Below are 18,273 nucleotides of genomic sequence, written 5' to 3' on the forward strand. Positions count from 1 at the left end.
CTTCGGCCCACGCTGTACTTGTACCAGCGACTGTCTCGCAAAAAACGTGAAACCTAGCGCGGTCATTGTGGGCGCAACTGTCTTGCTCAACTTCTAAAAGCTGGCGCGATCCCTGTGGGAGCGGGCTTGCCCCGCGAACACGGGCGAAGCCCGTGCCATCCACGGCGGTGTCTTCTTCGCGGGTGAACCCGCTCCCACAGGACTGGTGGCAGGCAGGCTTATCCCACGCCAGGTTCATCCCGCTCGGGCCGCCGTGGTTGCCTGCCGCAAATCACCGGAACCTCCGCGCCGCGAGCCCTGGCCAGCAGTTCCTCTGTGTCATCGCCCCCGGGCAGGGCAAGCAACAGATCAGGGCGACTGTCGTTAAGCATGAACAGGTTGCGCAGGCGTTCGGCCTGCTTGCCGTGCAACTGCCAGTTCGGCGGGTAGCGCACCAGATCGGCACCGTGCTCACGTGCCCAGCTTTCGATCTCGCCGCCCAGGAACTGGCTGCCACCGTGGATCAACACCCGGATCGGCCGCTGGCGCTGAACGTCATCCAGGGCCTGGCGGCAGCGCCGGGTGTCGGCATAGTTGCGTCCCGCACAGATCAGTACTCGCATGCTCTGCTCTCCTCGCCTGGCTCAGAACCACTGCCCGAAGCGGCGGATGTAAAGGGTCTTCATCCCTTGCGCGACCACGCAGTAGCCCAGCAGGGTAGCAACCAGCCAAGGGAAGTATGCCCATGGCAGCGGCACCAGGCCCACCATCGCGCCCACCGGCGAGAACGGGATGTAGATACCCAATGCCATCACCAGCCCCGTTGCCAGCACCACCGGCAGCGCAGCGGTGCTTTGGAAGAACGGCACCTTGCGGGTGCGCAGCATGTGCACCACCAAGGTCTGTGACAGCAACCCTTCGATGAACCAGCCAGACTGGAACAGCGCCTGCATCTCGACGCTATTGGCGGCGAACACAAACCACATCAGGGCAAAGGTGGTGATGTCGAAGATCGACGAAGTAGGGCCGATCCACAGCATGAAGCGGCCGATGTTGCGGGCGTCCCATTTGCGGGGCTTGCTGAGAAACTCCTTGTCCATGCGGTCCCACGGCAGCGACAGCTGGGAGAAGTCGTACATCAGGTTCTGCAGCAGCAGGTGGATCGCCAGCATCGGCAGGAACGGAATGAACGCACTGGCCACCAGGACCGAGAACACGTTGCCAAAGTTGGAACTGGCAGTCATGCACAGGTACTTCATGATGTTGCCGAAGGTTTCGCGGCCTTTGAGCACCCCCTCCTCCAGTACCATCAGGCTTTTTTCCAGCAAGATGATATCGGCCGACTCCTTGGCGATGTCGGTGCCGCTGTCCACCGAGATACCGACGTCGGCATCGCGCAGGGCGGCGGCGTCGTTGATACCGTCGCCGAGGAAACCGACCGTGTGACCATTGGCCTGCAGGGCCTTGAGCACGCGTGATTTCTGCAGCGGGGTGAGCTTGGCGAAGACAGTGCGTTCCTCGACCTGAAGCTTCAGGGTGGTGTCGTCCATGCGCTCGATGTCCTGGCCGAGCAGTGGCAGGCCTGGCTCCAGGCCCACCTCACGGCAGACCTTACAGGTCACCACCGGGTTGTCGCCGGTCAGCACCTTCACCCGCACCCCCATGTCACGCAGGGCGGCAATGGCCGGGCCGGCAGTTTCCTTGGGTGGGTCGAGGAAAGTCAGGAAGCCCTGGATCACCAAGTCGCGCTCATCGTCGGTGTGGTACTGCGCCTTGCCTTCGGCCGACGGGATCTCGCGGGTGGCGACCACCAGCACGCGGAAGCCGTCCTGGTTGTAGGCATCGGCGCTGGCCAGAAGCTGCTGGCGGCGGAGCGGGTCCAGGGTAACGACACGGTCGCCCTCCTGCACATGGGTGGCGATGGCGAGCATTTCCTCGACCGCCCCCTTGCTTACCAGCAGGTGATCGCCAAGTGCATTTTTCACTACCACGGACAGGCGACGGCGGATGAAGTCGAACGGTAGTTCGTCTACCTTTGCGTAAGCGTAAGGCACCTGGAACTGGCTGTCCTGGCCAGCAAAATGCAGCACGGCCTGGTCCATCAGGTTGCGGATGCCGCTTTGGTGGTGGCTGTTGAGCCAGGCCAGTTCAAGGATATGCCGATCGCGCTGGCCATCGAAGCGCACGTGGTGTTCGAGGATGATCCGGTCCTGGGTGAGCGTGCCGGTCTTGTCTGTGCACAGTACGTCCATGGAGCCCAGGTTCTGGATGGCGTTCAGGCGCTTGACCACCACCTTGCGCCGGGCCATGGCCACAGCGCCCTTGGCCAGGTTGGCACTGACGATCATTGGCAGCATTTCAGGGGTCAGGCCCACTGCCACGGCAAGCGCGAAGAGGAAGGCATCCCCCCAGTCGCCCTTGACCACACCGTTGATCATGAACACCACCGGTACCATCACCAGCATGAAGCGGATCAGCAGGCTGCTGACGCTGTTCACGCCGCGATCGAAGGCGGTCTGGCTGCGGGAACCGGCGATGGCCTTGGCCAGCGAGCCGAAATAGGTACGTCGGCCGGTGGCGACCACCACAGCGCGCGCGCGGCCGCTGACGACGTTGGTGCCCATGAAGCAGATGTTTGGCAGCTCGAGCAGGTTGTCCGGGTTGGCGCCATGCCCGGTGGCGGACTTCTGGGCGACATTGCCCAAGGTGTCGTACTTCTCGACCGGCAGCGCTTCGCCAGTGAGCACCGCCTGGCTGATAAACAGGTCGCGCGATTCAAGCAGGCGGATATCGGCCGGGATCATGTCGCCTGCAGATAGCTGCACGATGTCGCCGGCCACCAGTTTGTCCATGGGCACTTCGCGCAGGCGCGGGGCCTGCCCGACCTGCTCGCGGCGTAGCACGGTTGCGGTAGTGCGCACCATTGCCTTGAGCGCGTCGGCGGCCTTGTTCGAGCGGTATTCCTGCCAGAAGCGCAGCAGGCTGCTAAGGCTGACCATGGTCATGATGATGATGACCTTGGTCAGGTCGGCGTCGTCCGTTTCGCCTGCGCTGACCGGCAGCCAGTAGTCGGTGACGAAGCTGATCCCGGCCAGAATCAGCAGTACATAGATGAACGGGTTATGCAGGGCCTTGAGCAATTGCACCAAGGCGTGGGGTTGCGGATCGTGGGCAACCTGGTTGGCCCCATCGCGCTCCAGGCGCTTGGCAGCTTCGTGCTCGGTCAGGCCCTGCTCGCTGGCATCGAGGTTGGCGAGGGTAACGGCCAGGCCATTGCGCGCTTCACGGGCGGCGCGGGTAGACAGGCGAGTTTCGCGTTCGGCCTTGGCCGATGAGGTGTTGCGGTGTTTGACAGTCATGTTGCTGTGCTCCTGCCGCTGCGGCGGCACGACACACAGACGTTTCACTCAGCCAGTGAACGAAGGCATGTCGGGTCGCAGAAAAATGCTGGGTTTTTCCGACAGTTGTCTGTCCGCTGCCGAGGGTCGGAAGTTGTGTCGGCAGCGAACTTTCTACTCGCGCAGTCCATGGATTGATTCCTTTTCATAAACACGGGGCAATAGTTACCCGGCAAACTTTCAACTTAGTAAGTTCGGGAGGGAAGATACCGCTGAATATCTTTTATTCAGTGAGAAGTCTGGGGGCTCAAGCGGGCATGAAGACGCGCCAGCGGCCCGCATCTACTTGGGGGCTCCTGGCTGTCGTCAGGGTACCCGTGCAGGCGGCACGGCCGGGCACGGGCCAGCTGCGGCGCAAGGCCGGCGAACAGGCGGTGTGAAGCGAATGAAGTGAGGTTCATGAGCTTGCCTCCAACCGGCAGACACCGGTGGCGGCAAGTCACGACGGAGCATCAGGCTCTGGCGCGGCTTGCCCGACCAGGGTGTCGGGACCGGTGTTCCGGTTCAAGTGCCTGACCAGGCCATACGGCAGGGGTCAGGCAGCGACTAGATACTGTGTCCATTGAATTCTTCAGTGAATGGAAAAAAGGCCCTTTCTCGGGGCGATCGAACTTTATTCAAGGGTAGTATCGAAGTCAACCCGCAAGGGGAACTTTAAATAAGTTTCACCCACTTTTAATGTAACAATGATCAGGTGCGAGTTTTACGCCCGTCGCCCGGCTACCCTTACACCCTGAACCGCCCCACCAATGCCGTCATCTCCCCCACCAGCCCCGACAGCGCCTTGCTCGCCTCGCTGGTCTGCTGCGCTCCTGTCGCCGAGTTGATCGACAGCTCGCGAATGTTCAGCAGGTTGCGGTCCACTTCCCGCGCCACCTGAGCTTGCTCTTCGGCCGCACTGGCGATGACCAGGTTGCGCTCGTTGATTTCGCCAATCGCACTGTAGATACCTTCCAGCACCTGCCCCGAGGCCAAGGTCACGTCCAGTGTCGACTGGGCGCGGTTGGTGCTGGCCTGCATCGACGCCACCGCCGCCTCGGTGCCCGCCTGCACGCGGCCGATCATCTGTTCGATTTCCTGGGTCGATTGTTGCGTGCGGTAGGCCAGCGTGCGTACCTCATCTGCCACCACCGCAAAGCCGCGCCCGGCCTCACCGGCGCGGGCCGCCTCGATGGCAGCATTGAGTGCCAGCAGGTTGGTTTGCTCGGACACCGAGCGGATCACTTCCAGTACTTTGCCGATATCCCGGACCTGCCCCACCAATTGCTCCAGGTGCGCACTGCTGGTCTGGATCTCGCGGGTCATGGCCTCGGTGCCATCGATGTTGTCGCTGACTTGCTGGCGGCTTTGTGCGGCCAGCTGGTTGGACTCGCTGGTGGTTTGCGATGTAGTGATAGCGTTGCGCGCAACTTCCTCCACGGCCGTGGTCATTTCGGTCACAGCAGTAGCTGCCTGCTCCAGCTCCTGCCCCTGCTGACGCAGGTTGCTGGCGCTTTCCTCGGTAACCGCGTTCAACGCAGTGGCGGCTGCGTCCAGCTGCCGGGCACAGTGGTTGATCTGCCCCAGGGTGTCGCGCTGGCTCTGCTGCATGCGCTGCAGTTCATGGAACAGCTGGCCGATCTCGTTGTTGCCCTGCCCTTGCACCGGCACGCTCAGGTCGCCACCGGCAATGCGCTGGAAGTGCCGACCGGCTTCACGCAGCGGATGCAGCACTCGCTGGGCAATGAAGGCCCAGCACAGTGCAGCCAGCAGCAAGGTCACCCCTAGCAGCCCCAGGCTCAGCATTTGTGCACGCGCCAGACGACGGTCTGACTCCAGCATGATCTGCTGGCCACGTTCGCTCAGTACGCCAACCAGCTGCTGGCGTAGCGCTTGCAGTCGGCCCATGGCATTGCCGGCATCGATGTTGACCTTGAAGTACTGCTCCAGCGAACGCTGGCGGGTCGCTTCGCGCTGCCCGGCTACCGCCTTGGCGTATTCGGCAAAGGTAGCCTGCAGCTCGGTTGCCAGCGTGCGAAGGGCTGGCTCGCGGACATTTTCAACGAACTCGTCGACCAGCTTCTGGCTCTTGTCGTTCAGCTCGACTGACAGCGCCATGCGCTTGCCTGCACTCTCGTCATGGCCGCCCAACTGCTCGATGAAGCCCGAGGACACATTGGCGCTGGAACGGATTGCCATCAATAACGCATTGTTCAACCGGTCCGACTGGTGTGCGGTCTGGTCCAGTTCGGTGATCTGCTGACCGCTGCCCACTGCTGCCCGCCATGCACTGACGGTGGAAAACAGCAGGGTCAGGCTGAACAACGACAGCACCCAGAACATTCCGGTACGTATCTTGAGGTTGGCAAGCATGCGGGCAGTACTCCTTATTGGCACCACTTCTGGTCGAAATTCGACGGTGGGTGTGCTGCTATCGGAGGTACCGGCGCAGGCTTGAGGCGCAGGAAGCAGGTTATGGGCGATAACCGAACAGATGTTGCCGGGCGCAGGCTGCGCCGCGGCCAACCTCAGCGATCGAGGAAATTGACTACCGTCTGCGCGAAGGCCTGCTGTTGGTCCAGCATGACGAAGTGGAAGCTGCCATCGATACGTTTGAAGCTGATGTTTCGCGTCCCGGCATAGGCGTTTGCGAAGGTTGCATCGACGCTGGTAGCGGGTATGCCATACAAGGGGTCATAGGCATAGACGACCTGCACCGGCGCCTGGATATCGCCAAGCTCCGGGCGCAGGTCGGTGGTCATCAGTTCATAGGTAGCGTCGGCTACCGCCTTGCGGTCCGAGCGCAGCGCGGCCTCTACCAATGCGGGCCTGGCCGCAGCGGTCTTGGCCAGCCGGTCAATGGCCGCACGCTGCATGGCTTCGGCCTGCGCTGCCGGGGCCAGCAGCATCCCATCACGGAATGTGGCAGCCTGGGGTGCAGCCGTTTCGGCAGTGGCCGTGGGGTCCATCAATAACGTGTAAAACGGCAGCGCATCGACAACCATCAGCCGCCCGACCTGCTCCGGGTGGCGTGCGCCAAGCATCAGCGCCACCTCACCGCCCAGCGAATGGCCAATGATGGCCGGCGCCTCAAGGCGCTGGCTACGGATATAGTCAGCAACCGCCTCGGCTACAGGAGCGGCCACGCGCCCGTCCACAGCGGGCACGGCAGGCGAGCCGGCAAAGCCTGCAACCTGCACAAGGTGCAGGCGATGCTGCTGGCGCAGTGTGCTGGCGAGCCCCGCCCAAACCTCACGGGAAGAGGCCAGCCCGGGGATCAGGATGACGTCCGGCCCGGTGCCCTCGATCTTTACCGAAATACGTTCGCCCGCTACAGGCACTGGCTGGCTTGGCGCAGCCAATGCCGAGCCCAGCGACAAGCTGGTCCCGATTGCTGCAAGCAGGGTGCGTATGCGCATGGTCGCCATTCCTTTGACTTCAACGGAGAAAAGCCCGCCACTATAAAGCGCACGGCAACCCATGGGAAAACTATCATTTGCAACCCGCTGCGCTACACCGTTAAAGTCGGGGCCTGGGCGCCGGCTGCGCCTGCGGTCCGCGCAAAGGGGTTGCCCGAGCCATGCTTCACTCCATTTCCATACCAGCTCCCGGCTTGTCGGCGGACCGAGCCCCAAAGGAGTTGGCATGCCCGCCATCAATGCTTCCCGCCACCACGGCTTGCTCGACCTGCCCGCCTTGCGCAAACGCGCCAAGCGCTTGCTGACCGAACTGAAAACCCACCAAGCCGACGACACCCGCGAGCAATTGCGCACGCTTGGCCTGCCCGGCCCCGACTACCGGCTTGCCGATACCCAATGGCTGGTGGCCCGCGAGGCCGGTTTTGCCAGCTGGCCCAAGCTCAAGGCCCATGCCGATGCCGTGGCTTTTGCAGCACGCCACCCCGGTTTTTCTGCCGATGACGAGGCTAACGTGCAGCACTGGCGCTGCGGCAACGACATCGCCCACAGCTTGCGCACCGCCGGGTTTGCCGGCGCTTTCCAGATGTTCGACGACCCCATGGTGATGGGGCCTGTACCGGCACTGCCTGATGAGCAGTACTGGCAGGTTCGCAGCGCCTACGTTCAACAAGCGTTCCGGCTGAGCCCCCAAGACCTTGAACAGCGCCAGGCAGCACAACGTAGCGCATTGGCAGGGCTTAACCGCGACAGCGAAATTGTGCTGTGGTGCGAGGCCGACGCTTACGACCAGCTGTTCCTGATTCGCGTACTCGCCAGCCTGCCTGGCCTGCCGCGTCGGCTGGAGCTGATCGAAATTGACCAGGTGCCCGGCATCGAGCGCTTTATCGGCATCGGGCAACTGGCCCCCGACCTGCTGGCTTGGTTGTGGCCGCAACGTCGCGCGCTGGGTGAGGATGCACTCGCCCTGGCCCGCGAGGCATGGGCGGCCTACACCGCACCCAATCCAAAAGGCTGGGCGAGCCTCGCTGGCCACGCACACCCGGCCTTGCCGTTGCTGGGCGGGGCATTGGCGCGCCAGCTGCAGGAGCTACCGGGGGCACATGACGGTTTGAGCCTTACCGAACGCCTGCTGCTGCGCGTGCTGGCTTCACGCGGCGCGCTACCGGCCGGCCGCGTGTTTGGCCAGTTGATGATGCAGGATGACCCGCTGCCTTACCTCGGTGACCAGATGTTCCATGTGCTGCTGCAGCCGTTGATCCACGCGCCACACCCGCTGCTGGTTGAAGGCCCGGGAGAAGCTTGGGCGCAGCGACTGCTGCGGCTGACGCCGCTTGCCGAGCAAGTGCTTGCAGGCAAGGCCCACTGGCTGGATCACAACCCTGCGCAGCGCTGGGTTGGCGGGGTGCTGGTGGATGCGGCTGACAGGCCTTGGGTAGTGACCGAACAAGGCGAGGTGTGGCAACGCCGATAACCTGCTCAACCGCAGGGCCGCTGTGCGGCCCATCGCCGGCAAGCCAGCTCCCACCTGGACCGCATTGACCTCAAGTCTTGCAGGAATGCTGTGGGGGGTGGCTTGCCGGCGATGAGGCCAGTCCAGGCGGCACCAGACAATTGAATCCCCGTGGTCGTGACATCACCTTTCTGCTGCCTGCGCCAGGCGCTGGGTGGCCTGCCGGAGCTCATCGACATCCAGCGAAGCAAAACCCAGGCGCAAGGCATTCTCGGCATGACCAAACGGCGAGAACTGGCGACCGCTGCGCACCACCAGGTCCAGCTCCAGTGCCTTGTCGACCAACTGATCCACATTGATCGTGTCGGCAAACCGCACCCACAGCGCCAGCCCACCTTCCGGCTCCTGCACGGTAATCTGCTCGCCAAACGCATCGTGCAGGCAAGCCAACAGGGTCTGCCGACGCCGACGGTACTCGCGGTTGACCCGGCGCAAGTGCTTCTTCAGCTCGCCATCATTGATCAAGTCCGCCAGCATCCGCTGCATCACCGCATCGCCCTGCCCCAGGGTCAGCGTCGCCCTGCGCTCCAGCACTGCCGTTACCTCCACCGGTGCGACGATATAACTGCAACGGAACGTGCTGCCCAAGGGCTTGGACAGTGTGCCGATGTAAATCACATGCCGCTGCTGCCGGTCGCTGGCCAAAGGCAGATAGGGCCGCCCGGAAAAGTGGTACTCGTAATCGTAGTCTTCCTCGACCACGCAGAAATCGTGCAGCCGCGCCAGCTCCAGCAACTGCTGCCGGCGCCCGGCTGGCAAGCTGACCGTGGTCGGAAACTGGTGATGGGGCGTCAAATACATCATCCGCACCTTGTGCTGCCGGCACAGGGCATCGATCTGGTCCACCCGGCAACCCTCATGGTCCAGGTCCACGGTCACCAGTCGGGCCCCCAGCTGGCGGAAAATCTCCCACGCCGGCGGATAACTCAGGCGCTCGACCAGCACCGCATCCCCCGGCTTGAGCAACACGCTGGCCAACAGTGATAGTGACATCTGCACACCCTGGGTCAGGCAGATATGCTCGGCGCCAACGTTCAGGCTGCGGTTGTGCCTGAGCATGTCGGCCAAGGCGGCGCGCAGGTAGAGGCTGCTGCAATCACTGCCGTGGCGCACGCTGTTGCTGGCAAAGCTGTTGCGCAGGGCATTGCGGTAATAGCGATGCAGAACAGCCTGGGGCAGCAGGCGATGGTCACAGGCACCGTTGTCGAAGAACAAGGCCTCTGGCCGCCCCTGCTGCGCTGCCGCCCGTTCGTTTGCCTCGAAATAGGCAACGGCGGGCTCCTCTGGCAGCGCCAAGGCGAAGGAGCGCGAGGCGGCGGGCGCCGTGATTGTGCCAGTCGCCAGCTGCTGGCTGACGAAGGTACCCCGGCGCTGCACGCTCTGCAGCCAGCCTTTGGTTTCGGCTTCCTCATAGGCAAGGATCACCGTTTTGCGGTTGACGTTCAGCAGTTGCGCCATCTCCCGCGTGCCCGGCAACGGCGTGCCAGGGCGCAGACGGCCCTCGCTGATCGCGGCCACCAGGCCTTCGACGATCTGCCGGTATGAAGCCTGCGCGCCATCGAGCCTGAGCAGTGGCTGCCATTTGCGAAGCTGGACCATGTGAATTATCCAAAACTGGAGGTTCTGCTGGTCCTGGACTATAGCAACAATCGAACCTTCAATTGCCCCGAGGTGTTCATGCAAAACCGCCACGTCATCGAATTGTCGCCCTCGGGCAAAACCTTCGAAACCCGCCAGGAACTGCTGCTCGACGCCATGCTCGCCAGCGGCCTGCCGGTACCGTTCTCCTGCCGCCGCGGCGCCTGCGGGTCCTGCAAGGTCAAAGTCGTGTCGGGGCGGTATCAGGCCAAGCAGCGAGATGCGGACACCCCCGCGCCCTCCTACCCCCTGGCCGCCGATGAGATGCTGCTGTGCCAGAGCCACGCCTGCAGCGACATGCGCCTGGAGATCCCCGGCTGGTCGCTGGACGCCCCGTCGCTGGCGTTTCACGCACAGGTTCACAGCAAGCGCGAACTCAGTGCAGATATCGTCGAACTGGTGCTGCAACCGGCTCAACCACTGGAAGTGCGGGCCGGCCAATACGTGAGATTTCGGCTCGACAACGGTGACAGCCGCTGCTTCTCCATCGCCAACCTGCCCGCTCAGGATCAGGGGCAACTGGTGTTTCACATCCGTAAGGTCAGCGGCGGCGTGTTCACCGAAGGCCTGCTGCCCACCCTGCAAGCAGGCGCTGTACTGAAGCTTGAGGGGCCGGTGGGCGCCTGTACCTGGCAGCATGAAGACCAACGCCCGCTGGTGCTGTTCGCCACCGGCACAGGTTACGCCGGCATCAAGCCATTACTGCTGACGGCCATGGCCCACGCTGCCGAGGTCACGCTGTACTGGGGTGGTTCATCGACGGCGGACTTCTATGACCGCGCGTTTCTCGAACAGGCCAGCCTTGAATACCCCCACTTTCGCTGGCACCCGGTGCTCTCGGCTGAGGCACGCGTGCAGCAGGTGGCGCTGGGCCAGGCGCATCGGTGGGCCGACACCCAGGTCTACGCGTGCGGTAATGCCACGATGATCAGCCAGGCCCGCGAGCAATGCCTCGCCGCAGGCGTGCCACCCCACCGTTTTGTCGCGGAGGCCTTTGTCGCCAGCGGCGCACTGGCGCCCCAGCTTTCAACCGCCAACACACTGCACCCAGAGCTGGAAAAGGTCGGCCCGCGTTACTCACTGGATGGCATGCTCGCTGCCCGCGAGCAGTCAGTACGGGCCGTGGCCGCGATCGCCAGCCAATTGCACGTCGGCATGACCACCGCCCAGGCACTGGAGATGGCGGCGCAAACACTGCAGGCAATGGGCGCGTCCCACACCTGGCACCCCACCTACATCCGCTTTGGCGACGACACCGTACGTACACCGCGCCAAGGCATCGACCCGGATCGTGTATTACGTACTACGGACATTGTCGTGGTCGATGTCGGCCCGGTTTGGGATGGCTACGAAGGCGACTATGGCGACACCTTCGTGTTTGGCCAGCACGAGCTGCACCACGCCTGCGTCAAGGCACTGCACGCGGTGTTCGACGAAACCCGCCTGGCGTGGGGCCGTGGGTTGACCGGACGCGAGCTCTATGACTTCGCCGAACGCAGTGCCCAGGCCAAGGGCTGGCAGCTGGAACGCAACCTGGCCGGGCATCGCGTCGCCGACTTCCCGCACGTACTGTATGGCCAGGACAAGCTGGCCGAGGTGGAAATCGTCCCGAGCGAAGTGGTGTGGGTACTGGAAATACAGTTGTGCCACCCCACCGAACCGATCGGGGCGTTTTTCGAAGACATCCTGATTACGTTTACAGACATGGACGAGCAATATGCAAATACGCAACCTCACCCCCGATGACCTCCCCCATGTCAGCGCCTTGTGCCTGGACGCCTTCACGCAGGCGGTCGCACCCTCGCTGTCTGCGCAGGGTGTCGAAACCTTCACCAGGGTGGCAGCGCCACAAGCCTTTGCCGAGCGCATGCAAGGTGACAACCTGATGCTCGCCTGTGTCGCGCAGGGCGCTATCGCGGGGCTGATCGAGCTCAAGGAAGGCCGCCACGTTGCGATGCTGTTCATTGCTCCGGGCTGGCAACGCCAGGGCATCGGCACGCGCCTGATGAATGCAGCGCTGGAACATGCCCGGGTTGACGTGGTGACGGTCAAGGCGTCGTTGTCTTCGGTGCCGGCCTACCAACGCTACGGTTTCACCCTGGCAGGCGAAGTGGGCGAGTTTGCGGGGCTGGTCTACCAGCCAATGGAAAAGCGCCTGCCGACAGTGTAGGCGCGCCCGTGTGGCGCAGGGGTGCCTGGCTTTCAGCTGATGCGGGCATTGCTGCCCCTGCCGGATGGGCAGGCATGAAAGCACCGCGCGCCATGGCAAAACGGTGCAGGGATTGCGGGGATTCAGCATAGGCGCAGCGCCGTGGCGGGTCTGTTCGCTAACGTACAGACGCTGCCAGGGCAACCGCCGCAGACTGAGTGCTGAAAGGCCAGATCGGCAACCCGGCACACCATGGACAATCCTTGGCTACGCGCACGCAGCTACCTTCGACGCCTGTACGCCCACGCGGGGCGCTGGCGTTCACCCCGGCATACCTTCACCTATGAAAGCCTGCTGCGCTCGGAGCTGTACAACGCCGACCAGATGGCCGAGCACGGCCTGCGGCTGGCCCAGCAGCACCACTTGAGCCTGCGGCCGGCCAACGACGCCCTGCTGGACCGCCTGGCCGACAACGAACGCATGCTCTCTGCCAGTTGCACTGCCCTCGCAGGCGCCCTGCCCAGCTCCCGGCCAGCGTTACCGGCCGCGCAGTGGTTGCTCGACAACTTTTACCTGGTCGAAACCCATATCCGCATTGCCAAGCACGACCTGCCGGCCAACTACAGCCTGCAGTTGCCACAACTGGACAACGGCCCTTCGACCGGCCTGCCGCGTGTCTACGACATTGCCCTGGAAACCATTTCCCACGGTGACGGGCGCATCGACGCGGAAAGCTTCAGTCGTTTCGTCGAGGCTTATCAGCAGGCCTGCACCCTGACCCTGGGTGAGCTCTGGGCCATCCCGATCATGCTGCGCCTGGCCCTGATAGAAAACCTGCGCCGTGTGGCGGCCCGGGTCATGGCCAACTGGGCTGACCGCGACCTGGCCAATGTCTGGGCCGACCGGCTTGGCGAAACCGCCGAGCGCGACGCCAAGAGCGTGGTACTGGTGGTCGCCGACATGGCCCGCTCGCAACCGCCGATGACCGCTGCCTTCGTCGCCGAACTGGCCAGGCGGCTACAGGGCCACAGTGCCTCTCTGACCCAGCCGCTGCTGTGGGTGGAGCTCGAATCGGCGACTTCATGTTTTCGATACTCCTATGGTGTTGGCCATGGGAGGACGGACGAAATTCGAAAACACGAAATGATTATTGAAACTATTTCCGCCCCACCTCGGGCTTCAGGGTTACCCGGGTTATCCAAGGGGTGTACTGGCTGACCTGGATCGGCAAGGTGCGTTGCAGCAGCCGCAATGCCTGGCGCGGATCATCCAGCGGCAGCATCACCGTCACCTGTAGCCCTGCGAGGGCAGCATGATCGGCCCACAGCAGGCCTGGGTAGTGGCGCGACAAGCGCGTCAGCACATCGCTCAGTGGCTCATCTTCGGCCAGCAACTTGTGCTTGTGCCAAGCCTGTTCAAGGGCATCTGCCCGTACCTGTTCGACGTTGCCTGGGCCTTGTGCGCCAAGACGTACGCGCTGGTTGGCCGTCAGCTTCAGTGAGTGGCCGGCACTGCTGATGGCGGTGGTCGACTCGATCATGGTCACTTGCGTCGAGTCGCCTTGCCGCGCCACCGTGAAGCGCGTGCCAAGCGCCCGCACACTGCCATGTGCAGTCACTACCAGGAATGGGCGAGGGTCCTTGGCCACATCGACCAACACTTCGCCACGCAGCAGCTCGACCCGACGTTCACCTGCATCAAAATGCACGTTCACGGCCGAGTCCCCGTCCAGATGGATTTCGCTGTCATCGTCTAGTCGGCGATCAAGCCAAGCGCCCCCTGAGGTGCTCAGGTCTGCCAGCAGATATCCCTGTTGCCAGCAAGTCGTGGTGATCCAGGCCATGGGAAGCAGGGCCAGCGTCAAGGCCAGGGCCTGCATCTTGCTGGCCTGGGGCGCGCGTGGTGCGTGGCGGAGGGCTTTTCCGGCAGCCTGGCGGGGTAGTTGCTGCAACGAACTCAGACGCCCTTGCAAGCGCGCGACCGCTGCCGCATGTTCAGGGGCCGCGCTGATCCATGCCTGGAATTGCGCCTGTAACTGAACGTCGGCCTCGTCGTCGAGTAGCACCAGCCAGCGCGCAGCCTCGCGCAGGACCGAATCGGCAGTCTGGTCAGGCATCGCTCACCTCCATGGCAGCGTCGCAAGCCAGCATGGCCTCGACTAAATCGGCCTGTACAGTCCTCACCGAAATGTCGTGATGGCGTGCGATGTCATCCTGGGACAAGCCTTCAAGGTGACGGAGGATAAAGGTTTCACGAACTCTGTGCTTCATGCGTGACAGCGCTCGGTCGATACGTTCCAGCAGCTCTATGGCCTGCAGGATTTGCTCGGGCGAGAACGCCTGCTCCATATGCTCGACACTGGCCTCAAGCGCCTCCCTGTATGCCTGCTCCAGGCGCAAGCGGCGGCCGTTGTCGATCAGGATACGGCGCGCAATGGTCGCAAGAAATGCACGAGGCTCACGAGGGGAAGCATACTGCCCGGCGGTGAGTACACGGTAGAACGTGTCCTGGGCGAAGTCCGAAGCCTGATGCGGACATTGCAGGCGCCGCCGCAGCCACGCCACCAACCAGGGGTGGTGCCCCGCATACAGCTCGCCAATGGGATCGGAAGAAGGTGATCGAGGTCGGTCCATGACAATTGGCTGCAAATGAGAATTAATCTAAGTTATCACTTATGCAGGAGCCTCGCCATATCCTTGTCAACCGCTGGCGGATGACGATTGTCGACCTCATCTGGTCAAATACCGGCCTCATCGCCTGAAAGCCGGCTCCGACAAGAATTGCACCAAAACCTCCAGGGCTACGCAACACTGACGGAAGCTGAACTTGTCGCCAGTGACTCGCGAAACGGCCCCTCCACCTCGGATAGTTGTCTGTTCCAAGTCTTGAAGAAGCCAGCCAATATCAGAGACGTCAACTTAGATCCAGACGTCATTCACAGCCGTTCGCTCCCCGCCTTCATGACCGGTATTCAACACACCTCGCGGCTCGATCATCATGAGTTTCGTCTCCGTCTCTGCCGCTGTTCTGTGCTCTACCCCACGCGGCACCACATACAGCTCGCCCGGCTTCACATGCACGCAGCCCTCTGGGAGATCGATGCGCAAGAGGCCTTCGAGTACCAGAAACGCTTCATCGGTCTCGGGGTGCGAGTGCCAAATGAATTCACCTTCGATGCGAACCACCTTGAATTGGTAGTCGTTCATTTCCGCGACCACCCGTGGACTCCACTGTTGCTCGATAAGCGAAGCTTTTTGAGTCAGGTTCACAGGCTGCGGTACGCATTGCTGATGTATGCCGGACATGGCCGATCCTCTCTAGTTGGAGCGACCAGCCTATCGAATGGGAAACACGGCTTTCTTGTACGATCCTGCAACTCAGCGAACAGCACGCAAGCGTTCCAACCAACGCAATGGCGGTACGCCGTAGGTGCGAGTGAAGTGCCGGGTCATGTGGCTCTGATCGTGAAAGCCTGCGGCGAGGGCGGCATCGACCAGGGTGAAGCCGTCCAGGATCAGCCTGCGAAAACAGTCCAGGCGCCGTAGCGTGACAAACCGGTAAGGGCTGGTGCCGTAGAGGGCGCAAAAGTCCCGCGACAAGCTCCATTGCTCACGCCCGCTGGCCTGTTCGAGCATCTCCAGCGTGATGCCTACGTGCAGATGCTCCATGATGAACGCTCTGGCGCGCTCGGCGCTGCGGTAGTCCAGGCGTTTGCGGCCACGTGGCTTACCACCGACGGCACGCAGCGCCATGGCCAGGTCATACACGGCGTCCTGCTCCTCCAGTGTTTCCAGAGGATGGTCCAAGGCTTGTACGAACGCCTCGCTGGCGCGGTACAAACGCGGGTCGCAGGAGAGCCCGCCGGCGATGAAAGGCAACGGTTCGCCCCCGAGCACGTTCTGGATCAACGACGGGTCGATGTAGGCCATACGGTATCGAAAGCCCACCTCCGTGCCGGCCATGCCGTCATGTACTTCATCCGGGTGCAGGACAAGGGTATTGCCTGGCACGCCGTGGCACAGCGCCCCCTTGTAGTGAAAACTCTGTACCCCGGCAAGGGTACGGCCTATCGAGTATGTGTCATGACGATGCGGGTCGTAGCCATGGCCACCAAACCAGGCTTCGATGCGCTCCACGCTGCCAGGCGTAGTGCTGCGTATGACCCAGTCAGGGGTGGATGACGGGTTTGCTTTTCGGTCCATGAGTATGCTTGCTGCTAGTGAGGCATCTGGGATGGGTGGTTGACCCCTTGTGCTTCAGGATTCCCACCCGCGGCGGCGTTTCTCAATCTTGCGCCTCAGGCGCACGGAAGGCCTTGCTGTAGTAACCAGACGGGTCGAAACAGCAAACGTGCTTCTTGCCGGAGGCAAGCATATCGCATGCATTGGCGATTCGTTTTGCGCGCGTCTGGGCCTGCTTGGCTGACGTGATCCAGTGTATCCAGTCTACTCGTGCGAGGGTCGTCGTATTGGTCCAGACCAGACGAGCCTCAGGCGTGGCTGCCAGTGCCTCCTGAAAATCGGGAGGGATGCCAGGTTCGGGCTCCTTCGGCACAGGGCTCACCTCCAGTGTAACGATGTCGCCAATGGCAGCATTTGCAGCGTCGAGTAACGTAGAGCTGATCTGCAGCCAATGGCTCAGTTGACCATCCGGTTCAAGGGTTGCCTGGAAAGGGTATCCATTCAATGTGCCTTCAACTGTCGTCCTTCCGCGCCTGGGAAGCTGTGCACTCGCCTCTTTTGGCAGTACCACGAATGCCCATGACGAATCATCCCCAGGGTTTGCCGGACGAAGAAGCGTTGCTTCGAAGCGGGCTTTAACAACGGTCTTTGTCATTGCAACGCCTCCAGTCACGATGCCAGCTTCAGTCGCAGTAAAGACACTTTAACCCGGCAGGGCCGCCAGCACCGCACCCACCCTACTGTTGAACGCAGCGGGGGAGTCCACGACGCGCGCAGGGGCTTTTACCTCGCCGTCGGCACGCGTGGCGCGCCGGGCCTGAAGGCCTTGTTCGGCTTCAAGGCCTCCTCGCAGCAAAAAGGCTACTCCTACAGGGCTCCGGGTAGCGCCAGCACCGCCAGCAATTTGTCTCTGGTTGGTTGAGTGCAAGGCTGCATCGGTTCGCGCAGCTCGTCGGTCATCAAGCCCTGTAACTGCAATGCCGCCTTGACCACAGCCGGGTTGGGCTCGGCAAAGGCCATCCTGATCCAGGGCAGCAGCTGGTAGAACGTGCCACGCGCAGCCGCCCAGTCACTGCTATCGACCTGCCGCAGCATGCGCACGTAAAGGTGCGTATGCACATGGGCCGAGGCCGAAATGGCCCCTGCACCGCCCAGGCACAGGTTGTTGAATATCTGCAGGTCTTCACCGGCCAGCACCTGGGCATGGCCGTCCTGGATCAAGGCCATCGTGGTTTCGCTGTCGCCGCTGCAGTCCTTGACTGCCGCGATGCGCGGATGGCGCACAATCCGGCGCAAGGTTTCGCGCTCGATGCGCACGCCGGTGCGGTAAGGGATGTCGTACACGATAAGCGGCACGCTGGCGGCATCGGCTACCGTGTTGAAGAAGGCTTCGATACCGGCCTGCGAAGGGCGGATGTAGCAAGGCGCCGGTACCAGAAGCCCAGCAATGTTGCGCCGCTGGATCTCGGCCTGGAAGGCCAGCAATTCACGCAAGTTGTAACCCGACAGGCCCATGACCACCTTGTCTGGCGCCACCCAGGCCAGCACGGCGTCCAGCACAGCCAGTTGCTCGGCCTTGGACAGTGCCGCCGCCTCCCCCGTGGTACCGCACACCACAAAACCGGCCACGCCTTCTTCGAGCAGCTTCTTCACCAGCTTTTCAAGGGCGGCGAAGTCAACTTCATTGGCGCGCAGGGGTGTGACAAGGGCGATCCAGATACCACGAAAATTCGACATGCATAAACTCCTGATGTTGACCGAAAGTCAGCGTCAGCGGGTGAAGAGTCGAAGTGGTCTGGCAGGGATACCTGGCGCCTTCTGTCTCGTCAGCCCACCTGACGAGACAGCGCGCCTCGGTCAGATGAGCGGCTGTTTCTTGGATTTCTTGGCAACGGCAACGCACGCACCTGCCTGAGCAATGAAGCCCGAAGCGGAAATGGCGTGGTTGGACATGGACATGCTGGCAAACCCGTTGCGTAGGTATGGCTGGATAATGCTCGGGCGGCGGACAAGCTGTCAA

General features: G+C 62.5%; 14 protein-coding genes and 1 pseudogene. 4 read left to right on the top strand and 11 right to left on the bottom strand.

What is annotated here, in order from left to right; translation table 11 throughout:
• Window positions 1-218: 218 nt before the first annotated feature.
• The 4 genes from J3A71_RS18255 to J3A71_RS18270 form a co-directional block, all read right to left on the bottom strand.
• A complete protein-coding gene (locus J3A71_RS18255) occupies window positions 219-602 on the bottom strand; it encodes a DUF2493 domain-containing protein (RefSeq protein WP_016486148.1) in 384 nt (127 codons plus the stop codon).
• A 21-nt stretch (window positions 603-623) separates the two neighbouring features.
• Window positions 624-3,338, bottom strand: coding sequence for a magnesium-translocating P-type ATPase (gene mgtA, locus J3A71_RS18260; protein WP_096425941.1), 2,715 nt, complete (start codon window positions 3,336-3,338; stop codon window positions 624-626).
• A gap of 765 nt (window positions 3,339-4,103) precedes the next feature.
• Window positions 4,104-5,729: a methyl-accepting chemotaxis protein gene (locus tag J3A71_RS18265; RefSeq protein ID WP_016486146.1), complete on the bottom strand. Its 1,626-nt coding sequence runs from the start codon at window positions 5,727-5,729 to the stop codon at window positions 4,104-4,106.
• A gap of 155 nt (window positions 5,730-5,884) precedes the next feature.
• Window positions 5,885-6,775 (bottom strand): alpha/beta hydrolase, encoded by an 891-nt coding sequence (locus tag J3A71_RS18270; protein WP_096425940.1) that lies wholly within the window; start codon window positions 6,773-6,775, stop codon window positions 5,885-5,887.
• A 226-nt stretch (window positions 6,776-7,001) separates the two neighbouring features.
• On the opposite strand from J3A71_RS18270, the gene J3A71_RS18275 reads away from it, so the two are divergent.
• Window positions 7,002-8,246, top strand: coding sequence for a DUF1835 domain-containing protein (locus J3A71_RS18275; protein WP_016486144.1), 1,245 nt, complete (start codon window positions 7,002-7,004; stop codon window positions 8,244-8,246).
• Window positions 8,247-8,408: 162 nt separating this feature from the next.
• Here J3A71_RS18275 and J3A71_RS18280 read toward each other — a convergent pair whose 3' ends face one another.
• Window positions 8,409-9,884: a PLP-dependent aminotransferase family protein gene (locus J3A71_RS18280; protein ID WP_016486143.1), complete on the bottom strand. Its 1,476-nt coding sequence runs from the start codon at window positions 9,882-9,884 to the stop codon at window positions 8,409-8,411.
• On the opposite strand from J3A71_RS18280, the gene J3A71_RS18285 reads away from it, so the two are divergent.
• From J3A71_RS18285 to J3A71_RS18295, 3 genes and pseudogenes are all read left to right on the top strand, one after another.
• Window positions 9,885-11,669, top strand: a complete 1,785-nt coding sequence (locus tag J3A71_RS18285; protein WP_095114893.1) for an NAD(P)H dependent flavin oxidoreductase family protein — start codon at window positions 9,885-9,887, stop codon at window positions 11,667-11,669.
• On the top strand, window positions 11,641-12,093 hold the full coding sequence (locus J3A71_RS18290; RefSeq protein ID WP_016486141.1) for a GNAT family N-acetyltransferase: 453 nt from the start codon (window positions 11,641-11,643) through the stop codon (window positions 12,091-12,093). The genes J3A71_RS18285 and J3A71_RS18290 overlap by 29 nt, the downstream gene beginning before the upstream one ends.
• A gap of 231 nt (window positions 12,094-12,324) precedes the next feature.
• Window positions 12,325-13,137: pseudogene (locus J3A71_RS18295) on the top strand (hypothetical protein); the annotation flags it as partial.
• Between the two features lie 91 nt (window positions 13,138-13,228).
• Here J3A71_RS18295 and J3A71_RS18300 read toward each other — a convergent pair.
• The 6 genes from J3A71_RS18300 to dapA all read right to left on the bottom strand — a co-directional run bounded on the left by J3A71_RS18300 (window position 13,229) and on the right by dapA (window position 17,990).
• On the bottom strand, window positions 13,229-14,188 hold the full coding sequence (locus J3A71_RS18300; RefSeq protein ID WP_209953082.1) for a FecR domain-containing protein: 960 nt from the start codon (window positions 14,186-14,188) through the stop codon (window positions 13,229-13,231).
• Window positions 14,181-14,705: a sigma-70 family RNA polymerase sigma factor gene (locus J3A71_RS18305; RefSeq protein ID WP_016486136.1), complete on the bottom strand. Its 525-nt coding sequence runs from the start codon at window positions 14,703-14,705 to the stop codon at window positions 14,181-14,183. The genes J3A71_RS18300 and J3A71_RS18305 overlap by 8 nt, the downstream gene beginning before the upstream one ends.
• A 285-nt stretch (window positions 14,706-14,990) precedes the next feature.
• Window positions 14,991-15,377: a cupin domain-containing protein gene (locus J3A71_RS18310; RefSeq protein ID WP_016486135.1), complete on the bottom strand. Its 387-nt coding sequence runs from the start codon at window positions 15,375-15,377 to the stop codon at window positions 14,991-14,993.
• Window positions 15,378-15,449: 72 nt separating this feature from the next.
• Entirely contained in the window at window positions 15,450-16,274 is an 825-nt protein-coding gene (locus J3A71_RS18315) for an AraC family transcriptional regulator (protein WP_209953083.1), read from the bottom strand.
• 82 nt (window positions 16,275-16,356) lie between these two features.
• A complete protein-coding gene (locus J3A71_RS18320) occupies window positions 16,357-16,908 on the bottom strand; it encodes a YdeI/OmpD-associated family protein (protein ID WP_095114887.1) in 552 nt (183 codons plus the stop codon).
• 212 nt (window positions 16,909-17,120) lie between these two features.
• Window positions 17,121-17,990 carry a 4-hydroxy-tetrahydrodipicolinate synthase gene (gene dapA, locus J3A71_RS18325; protein WP_016486131.1) on the bottom strand — a complete coding sequence of 290 codons (870 nt, stop codon included), beginning with the start codon at window positions 17,988-17,990 and terminating at the stop codon, window positions 17,121-17,123.
• Window positions 17,991-18,273 lie beyond the last annotated feature (283 nt).

The sequence above is a fragment of the Pseudomonas sp. PvP089 genome, assembly GCF_017875165.1.
In the GTDB taxonomy this organism is placed as follows: domain Bacteria; phylum Pseudomonadota; class Gammaproteobacteria; order Pseudomonadales; family Pseudomonadaceae; genus Aquipseudomonas; species Aquipseudomonas fortuita.

Bases quoted from the DNA above. Each gene is read 5' to 3' on its own strand.
- J3A71_RS18265 (WP_016486146.1), bottom strand. From the start codon at position 5,729: ATGCTTGCCAACCTCAAGATACGTACCGGAATGTTCTGGGTGCTGTCG.
- mgtA (WP_096425941.1), bottom strand. From the start codon at position 3,338: ATGACTGTCAAACACCGCAACACCTCATCGGCCAAGGCCGAACGCGAA.
- J3A71_RS18320 (WP_095114887.1), bottom strand. From the start codon at position 16,908: ATGACAAAGACCGTTGTTAAAGCCCGCTTCGAAGCAACGCTTCTTCGT.
- J3A71_RS18300 (WP_209953082.1), bottom strand. From the start codon at position 14,188: ATGCCTGACCAGACTGCCGATTCGGTCCTGCGCGAGGCTGCGCGCTGG.
- J3A71_RS18270 (WP_096425940.1), bottom strand. From the start codon at position 6,775: ATGCGCATACGCACCCTGCTTGCAGCAATCGGGACCAGCTTGTCGCTG.
- J3A71_RS18275 (WP_016486144.1), top strand. From the start codon at position 7,002: ATGCCCGCCATCAATGCTTCCCGCCACCACGGCTTGCTCGACCTGCCC.
- J3A71_RS18290 (WP_016486141.1), top strand. From the start codon at position 11,641: ATGCAAATACGCAACCTCACCCCCGATGACCTCCCCCATGTCAGCGCC.
- J3A71_RS18280 (WP_016486143.1), bottom strand. From the start codon at position 9,884: ATGGTCCAGCTTCGCAAATGGCAGCCACTGCTCAGGCTCGATGGCGCG.
- J3A71_RS18315 (WP_209953083.1), bottom strand. From the start codon at position 16,274: ATGGACCGAAAAGCAAACCCGTCATCCACCCCTGACTGGGTCATACGC.
- J3A71_RS18305 (WP_016486136.1), bottom strand. From the start codon at position 14,705: ATGGACCGACCTCGATCACCTTCTTCCGATCCCATTGGCGAGCTGTAT.
- dapA (WP_016486131.1), bottom strand. From the start codon at position 17,990: ATGTCGAATTTTCGTGGTATCTGGATCGCCCTTGTCACACCCCTGCGC.
- J3A71_RS18310 (WP_016486135.1), bottom strand. From the start codon at position 15,377: ATGTCCGGCATACATCAGCAATGCGTACCGCAGCCTGTGAACCTGACT.
- J3A71_RS18255 (WP_016486148.1), bottom strand. From the start codon at position 602: ATGCGAGTACTGATCTGTGCGGGACGCAACTATGCCGACACCCGGCGC.